Below are 23,720 nucleotides of genomic sequence, written 5' to 3'. Positions count from 1 at the left end.
GAGGGATCGTCGTTGGCTGCTCAAAGCTTTAACGATCGATGGCGATCCCACGGCCTGCAAAGAACTTCTCGAACACCTCCAGCGACATCTCCGCGTTCTCACGCGTCGCAACGACGTGACCGGACGGATTGTGGAAGCGAATCCTGCTTCCATCGATGCCCGTGACCAGCACCAGATGGCCGCCCTTCATTGGCGGCTCGGTCTCGGGCCAGCGGATGGAATGATGCACTGACGCGATGAAGAACTCCGATTGCCCGAGGATATCGGCGATGTCGGCGGCGGAAATCCCGGTGACGACCCTGGCATTCAGATCGAAGCGATCCTTGACGAAGGGAACGAAGGGCGCATAGATCAGCCCCTTGATCCGGCCATCCGCCTCTTCGACATAACCGCCGTAATCTCTGCATCCCATAGCCAGATCCATGATCGGCACTGTTTTGCAAGTGCGGGCGGCAAGCACCATCTTCAGGCAGGCCATGCCGCAGAGATTGCCGGCCCAGCGGGCATAGTCCTCGACGGTGCGGGCGCCAGACGAGGCCCAGAGCGGATCTCTCAGCAAAGCCACCTGCGCGCCCTCGGCCACGACAGCCAGCGTCATGTCAGGCGTTTCCCATTGGCTGAAGTAAGGAACCCTATGCGCCACCCTTGCGTCCACGACTGCTCTCTCCCGTTGCCGAATCCCGCGCTATTGCCGCTATAAGCTTTATCGGAAATGCGCTAGAAAAATGGCTGCCGGCTTTGATCTACAACTGGAGGCGTGCCTTGGAACAGCGGTTCACATTCGACGGCGTTGCCAGCCTCTACAACAATGCCCGCCCCACCTATCCCGAAGCGCTTTTCGACGACGTCATCGCCTTCGCCGGCCTCAACGACACGGATAAGATCCTTGAAATCGGCTGCGGCACGGGACAGGCGACGCAAGTGTTTGCACGCCGCGGTCTTTCCGTTCTCGCACTCGATCCGGGCGAGGACTTGATCGCGGTCGCACGGAAAGGTCTGGAGGAGTTTCCCAAGGTTCGCTTTGTGCAGACCACCTTCGAGGCATGGCCGGGCGGAGCGGGAGCATTCAAGCTTGTGGCGGCAGCGCAATCAATCCACTGGGTTTCACCGGAACTGCGCTTCGCCAAGACCGCCGCCCAGCTTACCCCGGATGGAACCCTCGCGGTTTTCGGCAATGTGCCGATGCCGCCCGAGCCGCCATTCGCGGAAAAGTTCGCCGATATCTTCACCCGCCATGCTCCGCAGCTTGCTGGACCGCCGGTGGAGGCATGGTATCTGCCAAAGGGGCCGTTCGCCGAATTGCTGCGCCAGTCCGAACATTTTCAAGCGCCGACACAGCGATGCTATCGCTGGAGCCGAGCGCACACCGCACAAAGCTATACCGACCTGCTGCGCACGCTCTCAAGTTATCGGCTTTTGCCTGACGATCGGATGAAAGCTCTGCTTTCCGAAATCTCCGACGCAATTACCGCTCAAGGCAGCGAATTCGAGCTGCATTACGAAACGCATCTTTATCTCGCCCGGCGCTCGGGTTGATCAAAATAACCTCCCCTCACCGCGACGGCAGCGCCTTTAGATAAGCCGCGATCGCTTCGCGATCCGTCGCCGGAAGGTGGGCTATATTCTGCTGCACTTCGGCCATCGAGCCGCCAGCGGAATCGTAGTCCGGCGTGAAGCCAGTTTCGAGATAGTTGGCGATATCGCCGGCGCTCCAACTGCCGATGGCCTTCGAGCCGGGCGTTATGTCGGGAATCTGGCCCTTGCCTTCCGGATTGGGCGCTCCGGCCAGCCATTGGCCGCTCAAGAAGCCGCCGAGGGCATCGCGCGGGGTGTGGCATTCGCCACAATGGCCCGGGCCCTCCACCAGATACTGGCCGCGTTTGACCTTCTCGTCCGCATTGGCAAGCACGACGCGCGGCTGATCGTTGAGATAGAGGAATTTCCAGCCGCCGAGCGCCAGCCGGATGTTGAAGGGAAACGGCAGTTCATGCGGCGGGGCCACATTGTCGCTCTTCGGCAGGGTCTTCAGAAAGGCCCAGAGATCGTTGATGTCCTTGTCGCTCATGCGAGTATAGGAGCCGTAGGGAAAGGACGGGTAGAGATGCTCGCCGTTCTTTCCGACCCCGCGCTTCATGGCGTTGCCGAAATCGGTAAGTGTCCAGCTGCCGAGCCCGGCCTTTTCATCCGGCGAGATGTTCGGCACATGGAAGGTGCCGAAGGGGCTGGTGAGCGCGAGCCCGCCTGACAGTACCAGTTTGGCGTCTCCTTGAGCACCGGACGCCGCGTGACAGCTCGTGCAGCCGCCGGCCCAGAACACCATCTCGCCATTCTTGACATCGGGATCGCCGAGGTTGGCCCAATGGCTCGCCGGCAAGGGCGACGGCGCGGTGATCACATAGAACGCGCCACAGCCAAGAACGATCACGCAGACGAGGCAAAGCAGCCACCGGACAAACCGCGCCATCACATCTACCCCCTTAGCTCGGCTTTAAAACTACAAGGCACCGCACCGGCGGCAAAGCCGGTGCGGATGCCGAAACCAATCCTGAGACGAGGCCGACCTACCGCTTAGTCTTTCTTGATGCGGTAGGCCTGATGACAGGCGCCACAGCTGCCACCGAGCGTCTTCAGCGTCGCACCGACACCAGCCTTGTCAGCCGGAAGCTGGGCGAGTGCCGTCTCGGCATCGGTCGAAAGCTTGGCGGCCTTGGCCTTGAAGTCATCGAGATTGTCCCAGATCTTCGGGTTGACCTCGGCATCGGTCTTGTCGCTCTGCGGATTGAACTGATCCGGAAACGCCTTTGCCGTTTCGGCGATCGTCGTCAGCGAAGCCTTGACGATCTCGGCATCATAGGGCTTGTCACCCTTGGCAATCGCGCCGAGCGCACCTGTCGCGCCGCCGATCTTCTTCATCAATCCGATGCGGCTATCATGCGTGCCGTCGGCTGCGACGACTGAACCCAGGGCGATACCGGCAAAAACCGTTGCCGTCACAATCGCTTTCCACTTCATTTCGTTCTCCTACCTCTCCACTCGTCATAAGGACCGCGTGCGCGGCCGGCGCATTACCAGCGACATGTTTGCCGGTTTCCGTTCCGGCAATGAAGTCACAAAGTGGTGAGAACCCAGCAAAATCAGTGTCATGTTCCCGACACACTGGCCTGCCCGCTCACAGTATCATGCCATTCTCAACCCTTCCCACACCGTGAATGCCGAGACCGCGACGAGGAGCAATCCGGCGGCGCGGCCGGCAAAGGCGGTCGCTCCGGGATTGGCGACCAGCAGATTGCGGCTGCGTCCCGCGGTGATGGCAAGGCCGCCATAGATGGCAAACTGCGTTAAGATGGTCATGGCTCCCATGATGACGGCCTGTATCCACATCGGGCCGTAATCCGGCTTCAGGAATTGCGGATAGACGGCAAGGATGAAGAGATAGGCCTTAGGATTGATCAGGCAAGTCACCGCACCCTGGCGGAAAGCCTTCCAGGCGGAACGGCTGCCGGCCGGACCCTCTTCACCGACCGTGATGGAACTGCGCATCAGCGTGTAGCCGATGTAGGCCATGTAGGCGCCGCCCAAGACCAACAGCGGATTGAAGAGAACGGGCACGAAATGCATCAGGAGACCGATGCCGATGGCGCCATTCAACGAATGCACGGCGCCGCCGAGCATGATGCCCCCTGTCGCGGCCAATCCGCGATTGCTGCCGCCGGTGAGCGAATTGGCGAGCACGAACAGCATATCCATGCCCGGAACGATGATGATGCCCAAGAGTAGAAGAAAGAAGAGCCAGAGATTTTCTGCGTAACCCATGTCAGTTGCCTATCGTTCCCCGCGCGGATGCGGCAGAGGAAATTGTTGATTTTCAAGTCGATAGGCAGTCATATAGATGAAGCCAACTGACAGGGTGTTGTCAGTAGCCTTCAATGTGGGAAGAGGAAATGCGCAAGGCGTCGCGCCTGTTCGAGATCATTCAGATCCTGCGACTGGCCAAAGGGACGGTCACGGCGGCCGATATTGCCGACCAGCTGGAAGTCACCGTGCGCTCGGTCTATCGCGATATCGCCGCCCTGCAGGCCATGCGGGTGCCGATCGAGGGCGAACGCGGTATCGGCTATATCCTGCGCCCCGGCTTCGACCTGCCGCCGCTCATGTTCTCGATCGAGGAAATGGAAGCGATCGTCTTGTCGCTGGCGCTTCTGGAGCGCACCGGCGATGATGAGCTAAAGCAGGCTGCCAAGCGCGTCAGCACCAAGATTGCCGGCGCCGTGCCGCCGCCGCTGCGTCAGACCTTCGAGGCCAACGCACTGCATGCCTGGGGCTTTGCCGCTCCGTCGGCCTCGGCCATCGATCTCTCGCTGGTGCGCCGCGCCATTCGCGACGAGGAAAAGCTCGATCTTGCCTATCGTGACGAACACGGCCGCGCCACAGAGCGCCTGATCCGCCCAATCGCGCTGATCTACTACGCCGAATCGGCCAATATCGTCGCCTGGTGCGAGCTACGGCAGGCGATCCGCAATTTTCGCAGCGACCGGATCGAGGATTGCCAGGCGACCGGCCTCTGGTTCAAGAGCGAAGGCGACAGGTTGCGGCAGATCTGGGTGAATGGTTGGCAGACCGGCACTTCGGCCGCAACCGGCTGACATAGGGATGTCAGCCTAACGGCAAGCTCCTGCTTGTCTCTCGTCCGAAGCCGGAGATATCAAGCCGATCCTCGTAGACAGAGACGATCGCATAGGCGCTGCTGGTCTCGGTATCGACCATGCCTTTGAAATTAATGAAGTAAGTGCCGTCAACAGCACCGAAATTACCGGCGTGATTATGGCCGTTGAGGTAGGCGACGACATGATCATGTTGTACGAGTAGCGCCAGTAGCCGGTCGCTATCGAGCGCATTATGCCCGTCCTCGGGGAAGATCGGATAGTGGTTCATCACGACGACCTTCTCGCCCGCCGCCTTTGCCTCGTGCAGCTTCTCGACCAGCCAGTCATACTGGGCACTGCCGATGGCGGCGTTCCAGCGCTGCCCGTTCGGGGCGCCCGAGTTCTCCAGCGCCTTCATCAGGGCCTTCGCCTCGTCTCGACGCGGGTCGTCTTCCGGCGGCGCAAAAACGCTGATCTCGTTGCCATCGAGCGCAATGAAGCGATAGCCGGCATGGCTGAAGTCGTAATAGGCCGACGGCATGCCGACGCGCGGGGGAACAACCTTCAGATGCTGAGGGGCTATAGCGAAATCGTGATTGCCGAGCAGGAAATGCTTTGGGTGGCGCAGCGCTTCATAGACAGGGAGTATGCCGTCGAAACTCTTCCATTCGCGATCGATGATATCGCCGAGTGTCACCACGAAGGCGAGATCGTGCCGATTGAATTCTTCTATCGCATCGCGAAGCTTGGCGAGGCTGTTCGCCGGATAGCGATTGAGGGCCAGGTTTGGCTCCAGATCGGCATATTGCGGATCGGCGATGACACCAAATCGGAAGAGCGGTGCTGATGGCATTCAGCCTCCTTAGGTCGGCAAGCGGCAGGCGGATACATGGTTGCCGACTGGCTTATAAGAAAACACCCGGCGCCAAGGAGACGCCGGGTGCGAAAACCAGCCGATGCGGCGAAGTTTACTTCGTTGCGGCTTCGTAGCGCTCCAGGACGTAGTCCCAGTTGATCAGGCTATCGATGAAGGCTTCGAGATACTTCGGACGCAGGTTGCGATAGTCGATGTAATAGGAGTGTTCCCATACGTCGACGCCGAGGATCGGGGTGGCGCCATGAACGAGCGGGTTTTCGCCGTTCGGGGTCTTGGAGATTTCGAGCTTGCCGTTCTTGACGGAAACCCATGCCCAGCCGGAGCCGAACTGAGTGGCGCCGGCAGCGGCGAAATCGGCCTTGAACTTGTCATAGCCGCCGAGGTCGGAGGCGAAGGCTGCTTCGAGCTTGCCAGGCAGCTTGTTGCCGCCGCCGCCCTTCTTCATCCACTTCCAGAAATGGACGTGGTTGTAGTGCTGGGCTGCATTGTTGAAGAGGCCGGCATTCGTGCCGAAGGACTTCTTCACGATCTCTTCGAGCGAGAGATCGGCAAGGCCGGCTTCAGCAGCGAGCTTGTTGCCGTTGTCGACATAGGCCTTGTGATGCTTGTCGTGGTGATATTCGAGCGTCTCACGCGACATGAAGGGCGAAAGGGCTTCGTAATCATAGGGAAGTTCAGGCAATTCGAAAGCCATGGTCATATCTCCTCTTGGCAAAAAATTGCGTCGGCAGGTGATGCGGAACATAGGAGCGGTCACCTGGAAGAGCAACCGCCGACATGCCAAAAAAGTTGCACGCCGGAGGAAAATTTACCCGTCAATCAGTCAGATATCACTTGTGCCGACCAAGCCGACATGGACATGATGGCGCCGCTTAAATTCGGCATTCGGCAGCCTATTCGCCCTTTCACCGATGACTGGTCTTATTTAAGCCTCAATCATCCTATAGTTGCGCATTTATCGTTTTGAGCAGCTTAGCTCTTCGCGGCGTCAGAGTTCTCGACCCGCTGATCTCCTCAACCGTATGGTCTGACTATCGACGGCACAATTGTCGGCGTTTGATTGTGCCAAGTCCGGGGAGAGAGTGTGTTCAACGGTATCGTCAAGAATTTCGACCTGGAAAAAGGCTACGGCTTCATTCAGCCGACGGACGGAAGTGTCGCTATCTTCGTTCATGCGAAGATCGTGATGAAATCCGGTCTGGAAACGCTTAAAAAGGGTCAGAAACTGATCTTCGAAATGGAGCAGGACGGCATGGGCCGCAGCTCGATTTCCAAACTCAGATTGGCATGATTGGAACGGAATGCGTTGCTGACCACGGATGTACTGGCAGCCCGCAATCACTCCGCCAACAATCAAGCCACGATGTTCGGCAAGCGGCAGTTCCGCCGTTTTGCCGGACATGCATCTTCCGATAAACAACATCCGCGCCCGAGCGCCACGATAACAAGGCCATTGCAATAGAAGTGGTCGGAAAGACGTAGTCCACCGTGCCCATCCATCGTTTCCCCATCGGCCAGACTGTTCGCCTCAAGAGCATGAAAGGCCTTTCCCCAAAAGCGGCTGATGTTTATCGGATTACGGCTTTTCTTCCTGTGCGGGACAATTCTCCGCAATATCGCATGCGCAATGACGACGTCGCCCAGGAGCGGGTGACCCAGGAAATCGACATAGAGCCGATCGCGGCCCGCGCAGACGCCGAATAAATCAGGCTCGCGCCTTCGCCTTTTTCGTATTGCCAATGCGCCGCCAGACAGCTGCGCATGTCACGCGTCGACAACCATTGTGCCAAAGGCTAGGTTCGCCGAACCGCCACCATCAAGGTGGCTTTAACGAGACCAGACCCTTGAAAATAGCCTGCCTGCACACAGCCGACAGCAATATCCCGATCTATGAGGACGCAGCGAGGCAGATTGGCCTGCCGGCTGGCGCCCTCCATCACCATGTCCGCGCCGATCTTCTCCTGACTGCCGAGCGGTTGGGAGGATTGACGGCCGATATCGTGGCGCAAACGGCTGACACCCTGCAACACCTTGCACAGGACGCCGATGCCGTCATCCTCAACTGCTCCACACTCGGTCCGGCATCCTTGCAAGCCGCTACCGCTGCCGCAGCTCCGATCATCAGAGCCGACGGCGTCCTTGCCGACGAGGCTGTAAAAGCAGGCGGCAAAGTTATCATCCTCTGCACCGTCGAAACGACCGTCGACCCGACCACCGAGCTGTTCGAGGCGGCGGCAAAGGCAACAGGCGCCGAAATCGAAGTTCGATTGATCCCCGGCGCATGGGCATTGTTCCGGGCGGGCGATCAGCCAGCCTATCTCGCCTCCATCGCCGACGCGGTAAAGGCTGCCTACGACGAAAACCCTACTACTGTAGCTTTCGCGCAGGCTTCCATGACCGATGCAGCACTATTGCTCCCCGAGACATGCGTGCGCCCCATGAGCGGCCCGACGACCGCGCTCGCCGCAGCTCTGTCGAAGATCGCCGCTGTGTGAATGCAACTGTTATTTCATACCACTCCGGGCGGAAAGCGTCAGATGTTGCGCCCGAAATAGACATTCACTTCCGCGATCCTGTCGCCGGCGAAGCGGATCAGCTCGACATTGCGGAAGCTGCCACCATCCACTTTCTCGGCGCGATAGCTGACGATCACCTCGCCACCATCGGCGATCAGGTGTTCGATGTGAATATCGCGAAACACCTTCTCCCGCGGCCAGCAATGCTCGAAATATCGTCGCCGGTCGATGTGATCGTCACGCGGGCTGGAAAAGGTGAAGTCGGGCGCCAGCATCAGCTCGACGACATCGGGATGTTGCGCCACATAGGCGGCGAACAGACGCCGCACCGTGTCACAGCGGGAAGCTTCAAGGGAGTTCATGGCGCATCTCCTTTTCAGGATGGGCAACCAGTTTCGATCTCCGTTCGGGGGCACCATAAACTGATTGCATAATGCAATCAGTTTATAACATGCATCGACCGAACCGACAAGGCGGTTTGCGGACTTGGCATTGACGCCCGTGTGGTCCAAACTCATCCGCAACCCCATCAGCAGGAAGCCATCGTCGTGTCCGAGGCTCATCATCATATATTGGAAAAACTGCGCCGCCTGGCGGCCAAGGACAACCGTCCGACAACGCCGCCGATCGGCGCTAGCAGTTACTCCTCGCTCTTCACCTTCGTCACGCGTGAACGCGAGCGCATCGCCGGATCGGCGTTTTCCCAGGTTTCGATCGTTGCGATCCTCGAAGGCTCCAAGGAGATCCTGAGCATGGGGAGGCATCGGCGCTTTGCTGCCGGTACGGTAATTGTGCTGCCGGCCGGATGGAACGGCGATGTCGTCAACGATCCCGACCCGCAAAGCGGTGTCTATCGGGCGATCTTCATCACCTTTCCCGACGAGCTTGTGCGTCGCGCCGCCAAGGCCTTTCCGCCCGCGCATATCGCCTCGCAGATCGATCTGCCGCTGGATGCGCTGCTGGCTGCCGTGGTTCAGCATGCCGGCGAAGGCATCGCCCAGGGCGGACTGCCGATCGCATTGATCGAACATCGCCTGCTGGAAGTGTTGATGGTGCTCGGCATGCGCGGCGCCCTACCGGGCTCACCGGAAACGACCGCCGAGGCGGTGCGCGCGCTGGTGCGCTGGCAACCCGATCGCCCCTGGACCGCCGATCTCATCGCCGCGGAGCTGGGGACAAGCAACGCGACCCTGCGACGCCGCCTGTCACAGGAGGGAGCATCGCTGCGTGAGGTGCTGGCAAGCGAACGTGTGGCGCTGGCGACGACCTTGCTCACCGAAGACGGACTGTCGTTGCGCGAGGCGGCCCTTGCCACCGGCTACCGCTCCCCTCGCCGCTTCGCCGATCGGCTGCGCAGCGCCTGAGCGTTTCAGGCCGCATATTGAGCGTTTACGTGCGCCGACGCTCCGAATGAATTTGCTAGACCCTGCCCTCGAAAGCTCAACCGAGCTCAAACACGAAAGGGCAACATCATGAAAACCATGCTCAAGTTTTTGAACACCGTCATCCTCGCAACAGCAATCGCCACGCCGGCGCTGGCGGCCGATCTCAAGGTGACGATCCAAAAGAGCGACGGTCGGATGCTGTTGCCGGAGAATGCATCCTGCATTTCGACGCCGAGCGACAAATCGGCGCCTGGCCCGAACAAGAGCCTTCCGCTGTCATGGTCGAAGGGGCCGAAGGGCACGCGCTCCTACGCCATTGCCATGGTCGACCCGGACGTGCCGACCGACTTTTCGCTGTTCAACAAGGACGACAAGACCATCCCGAAGGATTTCAAGCGGATGGAATTCGTCCATTGGGTTCTTGCCGATATTCCCGCCTCCAGAACGACGCTTGCCGAAGGCGCGGATGGCAATGGTCCCTCCGCGACCGGCTTGCCGCTTGAGCGCACAGACTATGGGCGGCGCGGCCAGAATGGTGCCGGCGGCGGCAACTTGAAGGATGGACCGCATGGCGGTTATATGGGCGCATGCCCGCCCTGGAACGACGAGCGTATCCATAGCTATCACGTCACCGTCTATGCGCTGGATGTCGACCGCCTGAATCTTCCCGACCTGTTCACCCGCGCCGATCTGATCGCCGCCGCGAAGGGTCACATCCTGGCGTCAGGCAGCCGGGAACTGTTTTACACAATGAATGCAAAGGCCAAGAAATGACCGAGACGAGATGGGAAGCAGCAGCGCCTGCCGAGCCGGAAACCGCCCATTGGATGCGGAACCTGATTGTCGCCCTCGTCGGCTCGTTCACGACCATTGTGGCAATGACGTTGCTGCTTCCCTTTCTGCCGCTCTATGTCGAGGAACTCGGCGTCACCGACAAGGCGGCGATCGTGCAGTGGTCGGGCATCGCCTATGGCGCCACCTTCTTCGCCGCCGCCTTTGTCGCGCCGCTCTGGGGGCGGCTCGGCGACATCTACGGCCGCAAGCTGATGCTGATCCGCGCCAGCCTTGGCATGACGGTGGCGATCTCGCTGATGGGCATGGCTGGCAATGTCTGGCAGCTGGTGGCGCTGCGCCTGTTCACCGGTCTTGCCGGCGGCTATGCCTCGGGATCGATGGTGCTGGTAGCGGCGCAGACGCCGAAGCATCGCTCGGCCTGGGCGCTGGGCACGCTGTCTGCCGGTATCATGGCCGGCAATCTCGTGGGACCCTTGATTGGCGGCGCGCTGCCGCCGATCATCGGCATCCGCGGCACCTTCCTGCTGGCCGGCGGCGTGATCTTCTTCACCTTCCTGGCGACGACTTTCCTGATCAAGGAGGAGAAATCCGCCGCTCGCAAGAAGGCCGGGAAGGCCAGCGGCAGCTGGGCCTCCATTCCCGACAAAGGCCCCGTCATCGCCATGCTGTCGCTCGGCCTTTTGCTGATGCTGGCCAATATGTCGATCGAGCCGATCATAACCGTCTATGTCGCGCAGTTCGTCACCGACGCCAATGTGACGATGGTGTCGGGCGTCGTCATGGCCGCTGCGGCACTCGGCAGCATCCTGTCGTCGTCATGGCTCGGTAAGCTTGCCGACCGCATCGGCTACTGGCAGGTCATCATGGCGGCCCTTGCCGTCGCGGCGCTGCTGCTCATTCCGCAGGCTTTCGTAACCTCCGCCTGGCAATTGATCGGCCTGCGCTTCCTCATGGGCGTGGCGCTCGGCGGCCTCCTGCCGTGCATCACCGCCGTTATCCGGCACAATGTTCCGGATGCGGCCACCGGCAGCATCCTCGGCCTTTCCATCTCGTCGCAATATGTCGGTCAGGTGGCAGGTCCCGTGATGGGCGGTTTCGTGGGCGGCCATATCGGCATGCGCGCCGTCTTCCTCGGCACCTGCGTGCTGCTGGCGATGGGGGCCGTCTATTGCTGGTGGGTCAGCCCGAAGAAGGAAGCGGAGTAGTCTTCTCAGCGAAAATCGCTTGAGGTCAGGACGTAGAGGCGTCGCCGGGCATGGCCATAGGCTTTGGCTGCGGCCTTCTGGATCGCTTCACGTCCATTATCGAAGGCGGCAAGATAGCCGGCTTCGGTATTCGAACCCGGGAAGACATCTGCGTCGACGAGAAACGAGACCTCGAACATGCCGTCATGGCCGGTGAAGCGGATACGCCTTGCCGAGGCATCATAACTGCGGCTGCGGTTGGGAAAGCTCAAGCCCATCGTCGACTACCTCATAAGAGTTCAGGCCGACGGCCTCATGCAGGCCGGCGGCTTTGATGACTTCCAATATCACCAGGTCAATCCAAACAGCGTGGAGTAGATGACAAATCCAATCGCCGCGACGACACAGAGCTGCAAGAACAGCCTGTAATAGTCGTATAGATAGACAGAAGCAGGAAGAGAGATCTTCATGGCGGCCTCCTTAATGGTTGTGCCGACCAAAATCATAATAGCATAAAAGCTGTCTTCGCGCCGTTTAATTTGGATTGGCACCGCGCTTGGTTATGATTGCCCGGGATCTTCGTTTTTGTCTCGATAGCCGTGGAAAACAACAGTGCTTCCGACTTTTGAAACCGACCGTCTGGTGCTGCGCCCGCGCATCATGAAGGATATCGAAAATTGCCTTGCCATGGATCGAGATCCGGACGTAACGAGATTCATTCCGGGGCCGTGGAACGATCCGGAGGCACACCGACTATTCCTGACAAGCCGCATGGAGGCTAAGTTCAGTGATGGCCTCGGCTATTGGTCAATCTTCGCCAAGGACAATCCAACGCAATTTCTCGGCTGGATACTGTTGATCCCCGCCGATGCAGTCGGGCCGGAAATCGAGATCGGCTGGCGCCTGAACAGGTTCAGCTGGGGCAAAGGTTATGCAACGGAAGCGGCAAGACCGGTTCTTGCTCATGCTTTTGCCACGCTCGGCCTCGACCGCGTCATCGCCGACATAGCGCCCGGCAACATCGCTTCCATGCGCGTTGCCGAAAAGCTCGGTCTGTCGGCTACGCGCGAGACAGATTATCTCGGCCAGCCCTTTGCGTCCTATCAAATCACCAGGGACGCTTTCGAAGCAGAATAGGTTGCGGGCTTTAGCTGACTATTCTTCGCTGGCGCTACGTCCGTGCGCCCAATCCATGTAAAGCTCCAGAGCCTTGCGGGCGACCGGACCCTCCTGGAATTCGCGATCATCCAGACGATTGACGCTGACGACCTTGGAATAGTTGCCGGTCGTGAAGATCTCGTCGGCGGAGAGGAACTGATCGACGGACAGAGTCTCCTCGCGCACGTCGAAGCCTTCCTGGCGCAAGAGGCCAATCACGCGGGCGCGGGTGATGCCGGCCAGGAAAGTGCGGTTGGCGACCGGCGTATAGACGATGCCATCCTTAACCATGAAGACGTTGGAGGATGCGGTCTCGACGACATTGCCATTCATGTCACGCACCAGCGCATTGTTGAAGCCGCGGGCGCGGGCTTCGAGGATCATGCGGCCGCTGTTGGGATAAAGCGAGCCGGCCTTGGCGTCGGTCATTGCCGTTTCCGGCGACGGGCGGCGGAAAGGCGAGACCGTCAGCGTGATGCCGCCGGTGCCGCCGAGCGGCGCTTCAAACAGGCAGAGGGCAAAGCGCGTCGACTCCACATCGACGGCCACGACGCTGCCGGGCGAACCATGCTCGCCCCAATACATCGGCTTGATGTAGAGCGGCGTCTTGCCGTCGAACTTCTTGATGCCCTCCCAGGCGAGCGCCTCGATTTCCTCTGCGGTCTTGAGCACCTTCAGCCCCATGGCGACGGCCGAGCGATTGATGCGCTGGCAATGGAGATCGAGGTCAGGCGCGATGCCATCGAACCAGCGCGCACCGTCGAACACCGTCGAGCCAAGCCACATGGCGTGCGAGGTCGGCCCGATCAGCGGCGGGTTGCCGGAGAGCCATTCTCCTTCGACAAAGGTCCAGGTGGTGGTGCGGGGCGACGTATCGACGGCCATGGTGGTTTCCTCTCTCAACTGGCGAGAAGCAAATAACCGCACAATCTCAGGGTCAAGCAGAAACAGCGCGGCAGAATCCATTTGCAACAAAGCGCTTGATATCGCATTCATAGCGCAATTTTCATGCGCCGAAACAACAACTTGACGAATGAGTCCATCAGTAAAAATGATGGACCGCACAGACGTCAGGAAACAGCGAGAATTCCCATGAAAGCCATGTATTACGAGTCCTTCCAGGCGACGCCCGAGATCCGCACCTTGGCCGACCCGACGCCTGACGAGGACGGCGTCGTCATTGAGGTCGGCGCGAGCGGGCTCTGCCGCAGCGACTGGCATGGCTGGATGGGACATGACGCGGATATCAAGTTGCCGCATGTGCCGGGCCACGAGCTTGCCGGCAAGGTGGTGGCGACCGGTCGCGGCGTCATGCGCTTCAAGGTCGGCGATCGCGTCACCGTTCCCTTCGTGTCAGGCTGCGGCCATTGCGCCGAATGCCATTCCGGCAACCAGCAGGTCTGCCCAAGCCAGTTCCAGCCAGGCTTTACCCATTGGGGTTCCTTTGCCGAATATGTCGCCATCGATTATGCCGATACCAACCTCGTGCACCTGCCCGAGACCGTGGATGATGCGACCGCGGCGAGCCTCGGCTGCCGTTTCGCCACCTCTTTCCGCGCCGTTGCCGATCAGGCAAAGACCCGCCCCGGCGAATGGATCGCCGTGCACGGCTGCGGCGGCGTCGGCCTGTCTGCCATCATGATCGCCAGCGCGCTTGGCGCGAATGCAATCGCCGTCGACATATCTGACGAGAAGCTCGCCTTCGCCCGCGAGTGCGGCGCAGTCGCGACGATCAATGCGACCGAAGTCGCCGACGTCGCGGAAGCCGTGCGCGAGATTACCAAGGGTGGAGCGCATGTCTCGATCGACGCGCTCGGCCACCCCGCCACCTGCTTCAATTCCATCAAGAACCTGCGCCGGCGCGGCCGGCATGTGCAGGTCGGCCTGATGCTCGGCGACTATGCGACGCCGCAGATACCGATGGCGCAGGTCATCGGCCACGAGCTGGAAATATATGGCAGCCATGGCATGCAGGCCTGGCGTTACGATGCCATGCTCGACATGCTGGCGGCCGGCAAGATCGCACCGCAGAAGCTCATTGGCCGCAGGATAAGCCTGGAAGAGGCCGTTCCCGCGCTAATGGCATTGGATAAGGCCGAGGGCACCGGGATCAGCGTCATCACGCGATTTTGAACTCCGAAGTCCGGGCACAATGCGGCACTATCGACCCTCGAACGGGCCAAAACGCTGAGCGAGAAAGCCTTTTCGAAAAAATGTCATGCAACTTGGGTAGATTGATCTGCCCAATGCACTTGCGCAAACACCGTTTCGTGTCCAGATAGCAGGCCATGCCCGATAGCGAGCCTTATAGTTCCAGTTCCAAGAAAGCCGACCCGATTGGTCTGAGCGATCCGGATAGCGACGGTTGTACCAGCCGCGCTTCAGCATTGGTGCGCGGCATATCATCCGAAAAACTGAAGGAAAGAATTGGCAGGCTCCTCAAGGCCGGTGCCAAGCTTAGCAATTAATGGTCTTCGACTGGCTATCCGACCCATCCGCCTGGATCGGTCTTGCTACCCTGATCGTTCTCGAGATTGTTCTCGGCATCGACAATCTCGTATTCATCGCAATCCTTGCCGACAAGCTGCCGCCGCACCAGCGCGATGCCGCGCGCATGATCGGCCTGGCGCTGGCGCTTATCATCCGCCTGGCGCTGCTCGCCTCGATTTCCTGGGTCGTGACGCTGACGGCGCCGCTGGTTTCCCTCTGGGGCGTCGACCTCTCCGGACGCGACCTCATTCTGATCCTCGGTGGTCTGTTCCTGCTGTTCAAGGGCACGATGGAACTGCATGAGCGGCTGGAAGGCCACGATGCGCAGGGCGAAAAGAAGCTCGTCCACGCCGTCTTCTGGCAGGTGATCGTCCAGATCGTCGTGCTCGACGCCATCTTCTCGCTCGACAGCGTCATCACCGCCGTTGGCATGGTGCAGGAACTCTCTGTCATGATGGTAGCCGTGATCTTCGCGGTCGGCGTCATGCTGTTTCTCTCGAAGCCGCTGATGGCCTTCGTCTCAAAGCACCCGACCGTCGTCATCCTCTGCCTCGGCTTCCTGATGATGATCGGCTTCTCGCTCGTCGTCGAAGGCTTCGGCTTCCATGTGCCGAAGGGCTATCTCTACGCGGCAATCGGCTTCTCGATCATCATCGAAACGCTGAACCAGCTTGCCCGCCACAACAAGGAACGGCTGATCACGCCGACCAACATCCGCAACCGCACCGCCGATGCCGTCCTCGGTCTCCTCGGTGCGAAACGGCCGCAAAACCCGCTCGGCGAAACAACCGCACGAACCGCCGAGGAAGCGGTGCACGAGGCCGTATTCTCGACGGAAGAGAAGGACATGATCCACGGCGTGCTGACGCTTGCCGACCGCTCGGCCCGCTCGATCATGACACCGCGCACCGATATCGTCTGGCTCGATCTCGACAAGCCGCGCGAAGAGCAGCAGCGCCGCGTCATCGAGATCGGCCATTCGCGCTTTCCCGTCGTGCGCGGCAGCCTCGATGATTTCGTCGGCATCGCCAGCGCGCGCGACGTTATGCGCGATCTGCAGCAGAATGGCGAGATAGATCTGCAGCGTTCCATCCGCCAGCCGCTTGCCGTGCATGAAAGCATCAACGTGCTGAAGCTGATGGAGCGGCTGCGCCAGTCGAACCAGGGCATGGCTCTGGTTCTCGACGAGTATGGCGAAATCGAAGGGCTGGTGACGACGACCGATCTGCTTGAGGCGATCGCCGGCGAATTCCCCGACGAAGACAATGAGCCGCTGACCATGGACAAGGGCGAGGACGGATCGCTGACCGTCGACGGCTGGATCGACATTCGCCACCTCTCGAAGCTTGTCGGCATCGATCTCGTCGACGAGGCCGATCGCTATTCGACGCTGGCCGGTTTCATTCTGTGGGGGCTTGGCCATTTGCCGCATGAAGGCGAAAGCTTCAACTCTGGCCGACTCGCCTTCGAAGTGGTCAAACTCAATGGCCGAAATATCGACAAGGTTCGGATCCAACCGATGGAATACGCAATCTAGGAAGAGGATATGCTCATGGCATGGTCTGCCGGCCAATATGTGAAATTCGAGGATGAACGCACGCGCCCGGCGCGCGATCTTTTGGCGCAAGTGCCGCTGGAACGTATCGAACGAGCAATCGACCTCGGTTGTGGCCCCGGCAATTCGACCGAGTTGATCGTCGAGCGCTATGGTGCTGCCGGTGTTTCCGGTCTCGACAGCGACGACAACATGCTGGAGGCCGCCCGCAAGCGTATGCCCGGCACCAGTTTTGAAAAGGCCGATCTTGCGACGTGGCGTCCCGATGAACCTGTTGACCTGCTTTTTGCCAATGCCGTCTTTCAATGGCTGCCCGGCCATCTCGAGATCTTCGATCATCTGATGGACGCCCTCAAGCCCGGTGGCGTGCTTGCCATCCAGATGCCTGACAATCTGACCGAGCTCAGCCATATGATGATGGAAGAGACTGCAAAGAATGGCCCCTGGAGCGGTGCCTTTGCCAAGAAGAGCGTGCGCCGCAATCCCCTTCCCTCGCCCTCGGTCTATTACAACAGGCTGATCGGCAAGTCGGCCAGGGTGGATATCTGGCACACCAACTACAATCACGCACTGGAGAATGCGGCGGCCATCGTCGAATGGGTGAAGGCCACGGGCCTGCGCCCCTATCTCGATCACGCCGGCGCCGAGCATCGCGATGCTTTCACGTCCGAGTATCTGAAGCTTATCGAAAAGGCCTATCCACCGCTCGTGGACGGCAAGGTGCTGCTGCGCTTCCCGCGGCTCTTCCTGATCGCCGTGAAGAAATAGGCATCCCATCATCGCTAAAATCACGCTGACGGCGGCACGTCGATCCCATCGACAACCGGCGTCGGCCCGCGCTAGAACAACAACAGCCAAAGCTGAAACAGGTCCGAGGAGATATCCATGTCGACCAGAAGCCCGATGTGTGCCCGCACAATGGAGAAGCGCTCATGACCACCCCTGATGTCGCACCCGCACCGCCGCTGACCTTCGTGATCTTCGGCGCCGCCGGCGATCTGACCCGACGCCTGCTGATCCCGACGCTGATCAACATGACGCGCAGTGGTCTCGTCGGAGAGGATCTCCATATCCTCGGCATCGGCATCGAGCCCGGTGGCGTCGACATGCTGCTGGAGCGGCTGGAATCGTTCCTGAAAACCTCCGGCGACATGGAGGAGCCGGACCGGCAGGCGGCATGGCAGAGCCTGCGCAAGCGCATCGGCTACATCTCCGGCGACTTCACGCAGAATGCCGTCTACAAGGAAATCGCCGACCACCTTTCGAAGGCGCCAAGCGCCAATGCGGCCTTCTACTTTGCTGTACCGCCGCAGTTCTTTGGCGACATCGCCGAGAAGCTTTCCGAAAACGGACTGACCAACGAAGCCACCGGCGCATTCCGCCGCATCGCGATCGAAAAGCCCTTCGGCCACGATCTTGCCTCGGCACAGGCGCTGAATGCGCGGCTGCTCAACCATGTGGCTGAAAGCCAGATCTACCGCATCGACCATTTCCTCGGCAAGGAAACGGTGCAGAACATCATGACGACGCGCTTCGCCAACATGATGATCGAGGCGCTCTGGAACAATAATTACATCGACCACGTGCAGATCACCGCCGCCGAACTGGTGGATGTCGGCACGCGTGGCAAGTTCTACGACGCGACCGGCGCTCTGCGCGATATGGTGCCAAACCATCTCTTCCAGCTGCTGGCGATGGTGGCGATGGAGCCGCCGAACAGCTTCGATGCGGAGGCGATCCGCAACGAGAAGGGGAAGGTTCTGAAGGCTTTGCGCCATTATTCCCGCGAAGATGCGGTCAAGAATGGCGTTCGCGGTGCATATACCGCCGGTCCGATCGCCGGCAGGGATCTGCCAGCCTTCACCCAGACCGCCGATGTCGCGCCCGACAGCAGCACCGAGACCTTCGTGGCAGTGAAGCTGTTTGTCGATACATGGCGCTGGGCCGGCGTGCCCTTTTACCTGCGCACCGGCAAGGCAATGAAGGCGCGCGATACGGAAGTGGTCATCACCTTCCGGCAGGTGCCCTTCGCGCAGTTCCCCCGCAATGCCCACGCCTCCAGCCCCGAGCTGCCGCCGAACAGGCTCATCATCCAGGTGCAACCCGACGAAGGGCTCGACATGGAAATCTCGATCAAATCACCGGGGCTCGTCCTGAAGACCGCGCCGGTGTCGCTCGATTTCCGCTATGCCGACCGTTTCGACATCGGCAAGCAGACGGGCTACGAGAGCCTGTTCTACGAACTTTTCGTCGGCGACCAGACGCTGTTCCAGCGCGCCGACGGCATCGAAGCCGGCTGGGCAGCGGTGCAGCCCTTCCTCGATCTCTGGGCCGAGGGCGGCAAGCCCGATCCTTACGCGCCCGGCAGCATGGGCCCGGCCTGCGCCGACGACCTCATCGAACGCGACGGCCGCAAATGGCACCAGCCGGATGAGAAACTGGGCGGCAAGAAGGTTTGAAGCTGAAAAGGGCCGGTATCGATGGATGCCGGCCCGCCGATCTGGTTTTTAATCGACCAGCCCGTACAAGATTCGCTCTGCACGATGCGCTTCCAAAACCGCAGCGAAGAAGCGGTCTTGTTCCGGATCGTCGGCAAGTGCATTGATGGTGAAACCCGCTTCATGGCGTATGGCTTGACCGCCCATATAACCACCGCGCTCGATCCATAGGCTTGGATAGTCCTGGCTGTACCGGCAGGAATTGGAAGAGCTTATCGCATAGAGATATTGCCTGCCATAAGCCTGCATCATTGCCGGGATGGTGTGGGTCTCGTTCTTGTCGCGGCCCTGCCCATCGGCACAGGCGGAATGAAACACCAGCTCGACGCGTCCCTCATAGTCTCGCCAAAGCTCAGGATGGCTCCAATCCCGGCAAATGAGGAAGCCGCATGAAACACCCTCAATATCGACGGTAAGCTGCCGACGGCCCAATTCGAAAGCGCGCAAATCATTGGCTGAGCAGCAACGCTTGTCGTAACGACCGGCAAGGTTACCATCACGATCCAGGACATAGACCGAGTTGAATTTCTTGCCGGTGATCTCGTCGCGATGGACGCTGCCGGTCACGACCCAGAGGCGGTGCGTCCGCACGGCTGACTTTACCGCTTCAAGCGCCGATTGCAGAGCCACCCAATCGAAGCCGCTCCAATCAGGCCAATTGGCCGAACCATAGCCGGATAGAGCACATTCCGGGAAATGGGCGACATCCGCGCCCGCCTTCGCCCGCCGCTTCCATCAAAGATAGAATCTGCGTCGTATTCGCTGCAATGTCGTAACCTACGGGGAACTGACAGGTCGCAACGCGTAACCGCTCCGGCGCCCCGACAGCCGACGGCCGCTTGTGCCAGGTATAGGCGCCATCCCATTTCGCCATGCCAACACTCCCTTGTCTGCGACTCGGTCACAGAGGCAGTTTAGCAGAATCCGAAACGGCGACGGAAAGCGCACGCGTGTGATAGCGCTAACTTTCATATCCAATCTGGACGGCGATTGCGCTACCCATGAAGGGCCGGTCCGCAGGACCGCCCTGACCATGTCCCACGCTCCATTGGCCTGGCCAAATCATCTGTTCGAGGCCGGTCGCGGAGGCTCCGTGGAATGAACTCCATCTGTCATCACCATGTATGCGATAGAGCATGCCACCGGGTCCCATGCCGGCATGCAAGGCGATGTCGATATCGAAAGGCTGACCAGGGTGCAGATCGGGCCCGAACCAATAGTGCGGGCTGCGTCCGGGCTGGCGGCCGAGGATCAAGGTCAGGGTCTGGCGTGGACCGCGCAGACCAAGCCAGAGCGGGGCGATGATTTGGTGGTCGAAGGCGGAAAAGAGCGTTTGCGCCGGCGCATGCGCCTTTTCGGCCATGAGCCCGGCAATCCGCAGTTCGACGATGTTGTTTGGGCCTTTGGAGCCGGTGAAGGCGGCAGCATGCGACCCATGCGGCAGGTTCCTCCAATTCTCGGCTGATTTGAAAGGCCACTGCAACTGCTCGCGGACCGCACCCTCGGTATCCAGCACCTGATAGCGAAACCCCTCCGCATCGAGTGCGGCCTGGATGCAATGGAGATATTCCACCCCTTCGGGCATCCGATGCGCAGTTCCTGCCCCCGCTGTGCAAAGCTGGAGGACGCCGCGCTGCACCTGAACGTCGAAGGCAAGGATATGGCTGCAGACATAGGCAAGAACACCGGCCTCAACGAGAATATCCCAAAATTTCCCGGCATATTCGGGACCGATTTCGCGTTGGTAAGCGCCGGAAAAACCGTTCACCGGGAAGACGGGATGATGGCCGAGGACGATTTTGTGCCTGACGTCGGTATGCGCCTTGAGCGTCGCCTCAAGCCATTCCGTTTCGACATGTCCTTCGCCGCCAAGGCCGGTCGATAGGGTATGAACGAAAACCAGCAGGAGATCGCCGTGGTGGACCCAGTAAGACAGTCCCTCCTGCCCCGGCGGCCCGTTTTCCGGCAGTTGCAAGACTTCGCGGAAAACCTGCTCGCTCATCTCGTCGTAGGTGGTGTGATTGCCTGTGGTGTGCCAGATCGGTGTCGCCTCCCGGTCGAGCCATGCCATCTCCTGGTCAAGCCAATGCCGCCATTGCGTCCGAAGCGCCTCCGGATCAGCCGTCAGCCCAATGATCTCGTCGCCCGGAAACAGGATGAATTCAGGCGGCGGATCGAGCCGGCTCAGGACAGAGTTGACGGCCGCGAAAGTACCTTCATGCAGGGCGCCCGAAACACCGGAACAGGAATCGCCGTACAGCACGAAACGATGACCCGGCCCTCTCGGCAAAAGGGAGGGAATAGGATTGACGGACACTTAGCAACCTCTCCAAAAACAACGGCCCTCGCTCCACAGAGGATGGCGAAGGCCGGAAGACATGAAGATTAAATATCGCTCGCTGACGACGCCCGCTAAGTCCATGGGCCGCTGGCGGCTGGCCTCCCCGAACTTTCCGGAAAGGCCTTATTCACCTCAGAGGAACTGATGCAGGCCCGGGACTGAGTTGACGACCTGGTCGACCACTTCGTCGCCGGCATGCTGGCGAGCCGTTGCGATCGTTTCCTTGGCGAGCGAGGTGATCTCGCCCATGCTGAGGCCGCTGCTCATCAGCTGCTGACCGAGCGCCATGAGGCCGCCGCCGCCGCCAACTGCGCTGAGAAGTCCGCCGAGCAGACCGCCGCCGCCCGTGCTGCCCTCGCCGTTATACTGGGCAACGAGATCGGGCGCGCCGGGGATCGCCTGGATCATCTTGGTGACGGGGCCATCGGGTGCCTCGCGCTGCAGAAAGCCGAGGATCATGCCGACGGCCTTCTCTGCGAGATCAGGAGCAATGCCGGCTTTGGTTGCGATCTGGTCAATAACTTCGTTCACTTTGGCCTCCTGCCTTTATAACGTTAACGTCAACGTAACTGAACGGGGCAACCGACACAAGCCGTGCCGGACCTCGTTATACTACCAGAAGCATAAGCATGACGCGAATGGTTGTCCCCGTTCAAGTCAGTTCTTATAACAGTGTCAGGACAAATCGATGAACGGCTCTGGCAACCCTCAAAAGTTGCTGTGCCGCCGCCCAGAGGGAGACGACACCATGCCGCAGCAGGACGGACAGATTTTCGTGGGCGCCAGCCGCAATCCGGACGAAAGCATCAACAAGGACGAATTCCTGACGCTGAAATTCGGCAACCGCCACGGCCTCGTCACCGGCGCGACCGGCACCGGCAAGACCGTGACATTGCAGGTGTTGGCGGAGGGGTTTTCCAAGGCCGGCGTGCCCGTCTTCTGCGCCGATATCAAGGGCGACCTCTCGGGCATTGCCGCCAAGGGCGAGCCGAAGGATTTCCTTTTGAAGCGTGCCGAGGAAATCGGCCTTAAGCCCTATGAATTCGAGCGGTTTCCGGTGATCTTCTGGGACATCTACGGCGAAAAGGGCCATCGCGTCCGTGCCACCGTCGCCGAGATGGGACCGCTGCTGCTTTCGCGGCTGATGGATGCCTCGGAGGCGCAGGAGGGCGTGCTCAACATCGCCTTCAAGATCGCCGATGAAAATGGCTTGGCGCTGCTCGACTTCAAGGACTTCCAAGCGCTGCTGAACTACATGGGTGAAAATGCCAGCGAGCTTTCCAACAAATACGGCCTGATCTCCAAAACCTCCGTCGGCTCGTTGCAGCGATCGTTGCTGGTGTTGGAGCAGCAGGGAGCCGAAAACTTCTTTGGTGAGCCGGCGCTGAAAATCTCCGACATCATGCGCGTCACCAGCAACGGTTATGGGCAGGTGTCGGTGCTTGCCGCCGACAAGCTGATGATGAACCCGCGCCTCTACGCCACCTTCCTGTTGTGGCTGCTCTCCGAACTCTTCGAAGAGCTGCCCGAAGTCGGCGACCCCGAAAAGCCAAGACTGGTCTTCTTTTTCGATGAGGCGCATCTGCTCTTCAACGATGCGCCGAAGGTGCTGATCGAGCGCGTCGAGCAGGTTGTGCGCCTGATCCGCTCCAAGGGCGTCGGCGTCTATTTCGTCACGCAAAATCCGCTCGACGTGCCGGAAACCGTGCTGGCGCAGCTCGGCAACCGTGTCCAGCATGCGCTGCGCGCCTATACGCCGCGCGAACAGAAGGCGGTGCAGACGGCCGCCGACACGTTCCGCCCCAACCCGGCCTTCAAGACCGCGGATGTCATCACCACGCTCGGCACCGGCGAGGCGCTGGTATCCATGCTCGAAGGCAAGGGTGCGCCGTCGATCGTCGAGCGCACCCTGATCCGGCCGCCGTCCGGGCGCATCGGTCCACTGACCGATGCCGAACGCCAGGCCGTCATCAACGCCAGCCCGGTTGCCGGCCTCTATGATCAGACCATCGATCGCGAATCTGCCTACGAGATCCTCGCGGCGCGCGCCAGCAAGGCGGCCGATGAGGCAGCAACCAAGGAAGGTGGCTCCAGCACCGGCGGCTGGACGCTCCCCGGCTTCGGCGGCAGCGACAGCAAACCGGCTGCCCGCGGCCGCTCCGGCTATCAGCGCGAGACGATCCTGGAAGCAACGATGAAAAGCATGGCCCGTACAGTCGCCACGCAGGTTGGCCGTGCGCTGGTGCGGGGAATTCTCGGCAGCCTGAAGCGGTAGAAG

25 protein-coding genes and 1 pseudogene are annotated in these 23,720 nt (G+C 60.3%); 12 read left to right on the top strand and 14 right to left on the bottom strand.

The features are described 5' to 3' along the window. Positions 1-28: 28 nt before the first annotated feature. Entirely contained in the window at positions 29-655 is a 627-nt protein-coding gene (locus ACQZ6F_RS14045) for a C39 family peptidase (protein WP_449093604.1), read from the bottom strand. Between the two features lie 107 nt (positions 656-762). On the opposite strand from ACQZ6F_RS14045, the gene ACQZ6F_RS14040 reads away from it, so the two are divergent. Beyond that, a complete protein-coding gene (locus tag ACQZ6F_RS14040) occupies positions 763-1,536 on the top strand; it encodes a class I SAM-dependent methyltransferase (protein WP_449093605.1) in 774 nt (257 codons plus the stop codon). A 16-nt stretch (positions 1,537-1,552) separates the two neighbouring features. Here ACQZ6F_RS14040 and ACQZ6F_RS14035 read toward each other — a convergent pair whose 3' ends face one another. The 3 genes from ACQZ6F_RS14035 to ACQZ6F_RS14025 all read right to left on the bottom strand — a co-directional run bounded on the left by ACQZ6F_RS14035 (position 1,553) and on the right by ACQZ6F_RS14025 (position 3,813). Beyond that, positions 1,553-2,467 carry a c-type cytochrome gene (locus tag ACQZ6F_RS14035; protein WP_449093606.1) on the bottom strand — a complete coding sequence of 305 codons (915 nt, stop codon included), beginning with the start codon at positions 2,465-2,467 and terminating at the stop codon, positions 1,553-1,555. A 101-nt stretch (positions 2,468-2,568) separates the two neighbouring features. Further along, positions 2,569-3,012: a c-type cytochrome gene (locus tag ACQZ6F_RS14030; protein ID WP_449093607.1), complete on the bottom strand. Its 444-nt coding sequence runs from the start codon at positions 3,010-3,012 to the stop codon at positions 2,569-2,571. A gap of 165 nt (positions 3,013-3,177) precedes the next feature. Continuing rightward, the gene (locus ACQZ6F_RS14025) at positions 3,178-3,813 is read right to left on the bottom strand and encodes a LysE family translocator (protein ID WP_449093608.1); all 636 of its coding nucleotides are present in this window, start codon (positions 3,811-3,813) and stop codon (positions 3,178-3,180) included. Between the two features lie 128 nt (positions 3,814-3,941). On the opposite strand from ACQZ6F_RS14025, the gene ACQZ6F_RS14020 reads away from it, so the two are divergent. Further along, positions 3,942-4,643, top strand: a complete 702-nt coding sequence (locus tag ACQZ6F_RS14020; RefSeq protein ID WP_449093609.1) for a helix-turn-helix transcriptional regulator — start codon at positions 3,942-3,944, stop codon at positions 4,641-4,643. A 10-nt stretch (positions 4,644-4,653) separates the two neighbouring features. Here the strand turns inward: ACQZ6F_RS14020 and ACQZ6F_RS14015 are convergent, their stop codons facing one another. The 3 genes from ACQZ6F_RS14015 to ACQZ6F_RS14005 all read right to left on the bottom strand — a co-directional run bounded on the left by ACQZ6F_RS14015 (position 4,654) and on the right by ACQZ6F_RS14005 (position 6,922). Next, the gene (locus ACQZ6F_RS14015) at positions 4,654-5,496 is read right to left on the bottom strand and encodes a metallophosphoesterase (protein WP_449093610.1); all 843 of its coding nucleotides are present in this window, start codon (positions 5,494-5,496) and stop codon (positions 4,654-4,656) included. Positions 5,497-5,611: 115 nt separating this feature from the next. Then, positions 5,612-6,214 (bottom strand): superoxide dismutase, encoded by a 603-nt coding sequence (locus ACQZ6F_RS14010; RefSeq protein WP_068387638.1) that lies wholly within the window; start codon positions 6,212-6,214, stop codon positions 5,612-5,614. 294 nt (positions 6,215-6,508) lie between these two features. After that, on the bottom strand, positions 6,509-6,922 hold the full coding sequence (locus ACQZ6F_RS14005) for a hypothetical protein (RefSeq protein ID WP_449093611.1): 414 nt from the start codon (positions 6,920-6,922) through the stop codon (positions 6,509-6,511). A gap of 442 nt (positions 6,923-7,364) precedes the next feature. On the opposite strand from ACQZ6F_RS14005, the gene ACQZ6F_RS14000 reads away from it, so the two are divergent. After that, complete coding sequence (locus ACQZ6F_RS14000) at positions 7,365-8,015, top strand: aspartate/glutamate racemase family protein (RefSeq protein WP_449093612.1); 651 nt, start codon at positions 7,365-7,367, stop codon at positions 8,013-8,015. Positions 8,016-8,053: 38 nt separating this feature from the next. On the opposite strand, the gene ACQZ6F_RS13995 is transcribed toward ACQZ6F_RS14000, so the two are convergent. Continuing rightward, positions 8,054-8,398: a nuclear transport factor 2 family protein gene (locus ACQZ6F_RS13995; protein WP_449093710.1), complete on the bottom strand. Its 345-nt coding sequence runs from the start codon at positions 8,396-8,398 to the stop codon at positions 8,054-8,056. A gap of 186 nt (positions 8,399-8,584) precedes the next feature. Here ACQZ6F_RS13995 and ACQZ6F_RS13990 point away from each other — a divergent pair, with 186 nt between their 5' ends. From ACQZ6F_RS13990 to ACQZ6F_RS13980, 3 genes are all read left to right on the top strand, one after another. Next, on the top strand, positions 8,585-9,400 hold the full coding sequence (locus tag ACQZ6F_RS13990) for a helix-turn-helix transcriptional regulator (protein WP_077472665.1): 816 nt from the start codon (positions 8,585-8,587) through the stop codon (positions 9,398-9,400). A gap of 108 nt (positions 9,401-9,508) precedes the next feature. After that, the gene (locus ACQZ6F_RS13985) at positions 9,509-10,195 is read left to right on the top strand and encodes a YbhB/YbcL family Raf kinase inhibitor-like protein (protein ID WP_077472666.1); all 687 of its coding nucleotides are present in this window, start codon (positions 9,509-9,511) and stop codon (positions 10,193-10,195) included. Further along, positions 10,192-11,421 (top strand): MFS transporter, encoded by a 1,230-nt coding sequence (locus tag ACQZ6F_RS13980; protein ID WP_449093613.1) that lies wholly within the window; start codon positions 10,192-10,194, stop codon positions 11,419-11,421. The genes ACQZ6F_RS13985 and ACQZ6F_RS13980 overlap by 4 nt, the downstream gene beginning before the upstream one ends. Positions 11,422-11,426: 5 nt before the next feature. Here the strand turns inward: ACQZ6F_RS13980 and ACQZ6F_RS13975 are convergent, their stop codons facing one another. Beyond that, on the bottom strand, positions 11,427-11,678 hold the full coding sequence (locus ACQZ6F_RS13975; RefSeq protein WP_449093614.1) for a DUF1488 domain-containing protein: 252 nt from the start codon (positions 11,676-11,678) through the stop codon (positions 11,427-11,429). A gap of 69 nt (positions 11,679-11,747) precedes the next feature. After that, the gene (locus ACQZ6F_RS13970; protein WP_267549768.1) at positions 11,748-11,870 is read right to left on the bottom strand and encodes a hypothetical protein; all 123 of its coding nucleotides are present in this window, start codon (positions 11,868-11,870) and stop codon (positions 11,748-11,750) included. Positions 11,871-12,012: 142 nt separating this feature from the next. Between ACQZ6F_RS13970 and ACQZ6F_RS13965 the strand changes: the two genes are divergently transcribed. Beyond that, positions 12,013-12,537, top strand: coding sequence for a GNAT family N-acetyltransferase (locus tag ACQZ6F_RS13965; protein ID WP_449093615.1), 525 nt, complete (start codon positions 12,013-12,015; stop codon positions 12,535-12,537). Between the two features lie 18 nt (positions 12,538-12,555). Here ACQZ6F_RS13965 and ACQZ6F_RS13960 read toward each other — a convergent pair whose 3' ends face one another. Further along, positions 12,556-13,443: a branched-chain amino acid aminotransferase gene (locus ACQZ6F_RS13960; protein ID WP_449093616.1), complete on the bottom strand. Its 888-nt coding sequence runs from the start codon at positions 13,441-13,443 to the stop codon at positions 12,556-12,558. A 207-nt stretch (positions 13,444-13,650) separates the two neighbouring features. Between ACQZ6F_RS13960 and ACQZ6F_RS13955 the strand changes: the two genes are divergently transcribed. From ACQZ6F_RS13955 to zwf, 4 genes are all read left to right on the top strand, one after another. Further along, entirely contained in the window at positions 13,651-14,691 is a 1,041-nt protein-coding gene (locus ACQZ6F_RS13955; protein WP_449093617.1) for a zinc-dependent alcohol dehydrogenase family protein, read from the top strand. Between the two features lie 334 nt (positions 14,692-15,025). Next, positions 15,026-16,585, top strand: coding sequence for a TerC family protein (locus ACQZ6F_RS13950; protein ID WP_449093618.1), 1,560 nt, complete (start codon positions 15,026-15,028; stop codon positions 16,583-16,585). 15 nt (positions 16,586-16,600) lie between these two features. Beyond that, positions 16,601-17,371 (top strand): trans-aconitate 2-methyltransferase, encoded by a 771-nt coding sequence (gene tam / locus ACQZ6F_RS13945; RefSeq protein ID WP_449093619.1) that lies wholly within the window; start codon positions 16,601-16,603, stop codon positions 17,369-17,371. Between the two features lie 164 nt (positions 17,372-17,535). Next, positions 17,536-19,062: a glucose-6-phosphate dehydrogenase gene (gene zwf, locus ACQZ6F_RS13940; protein ID WP_449093620.1), complete on the top strand. Its 1,527-nt coding sequence runs from the start codon at positions 17,536-17,538 to the stop codon at positions 19,060-19,062. Between the two features lie 48 nt (positions 19,063-19,110). Here the strand turns inward: zwf and ACQZ6F_RS13935 are convergent. From ACQZ6F_RS13935 to ACQZ6F_RS13925, 3 genes and pseudogenes are all read right to left on the bottom strand, one after another. Next, a pseudogene (locus ACQZ6F_RS13935) lies at positions 19,111-19,812 on the bottom strand (carbon-nitrogen hydrolase family protein); the annotation flags it as partial. 250 nt (positions 19,813-20,062) lie between these two features. After that, the gene (locus ACQZ6F_RS13930) at positions 20,063-21,418 is read right to left on the bottom strand and encodes a metallophosphoesterase family protein (RefSeq protein WP_449093621.1); all 1,356 of its coding nucleotides are present in this window, start codon (positions 21,416-21,418) and stop codon (positions 20,063-20,065) included. Between the two features lie 156 nt (positions 21,419-21,574). Beyond that, entirely contained in the window at positions 21,575-21,973 is a 399-nt protein-coding gene (locus ACQZ6F_RS13925) for a hypothetical protein (protein ID WP_077472676.1), read from the bottom strand. Positions 21,974-22,190: 217 nt separating this feature from the next. On the opposite strand from ACQZ6F_RS13925, the gene ACQZ6F_RS13920 reads away from it, so the two are divergent. Next, positions 22,191-23,717 carry a helicase HerA-like C-terminal domain-containing protein gene (locus ACQZ6F_RS13920; RefSeq protein ID WP_449093622.1) on the top strand — a complete coding sequence of 509 codons (1,527 nt, stop codon included), beginning with the start codon at positions 22,191-22,193 and terminating at the stop codon, positions 23,715-23,717. Positions 23,718-23,720 lie beyond the last annotated feature (3 nt).

The sequence above is a fragment of the Rhizobium sp. A22-96 genome (assembly GCF_053521805.1).
This window is presented reverse-complemented; position numbering and strand designations above follow the sequence as displayed.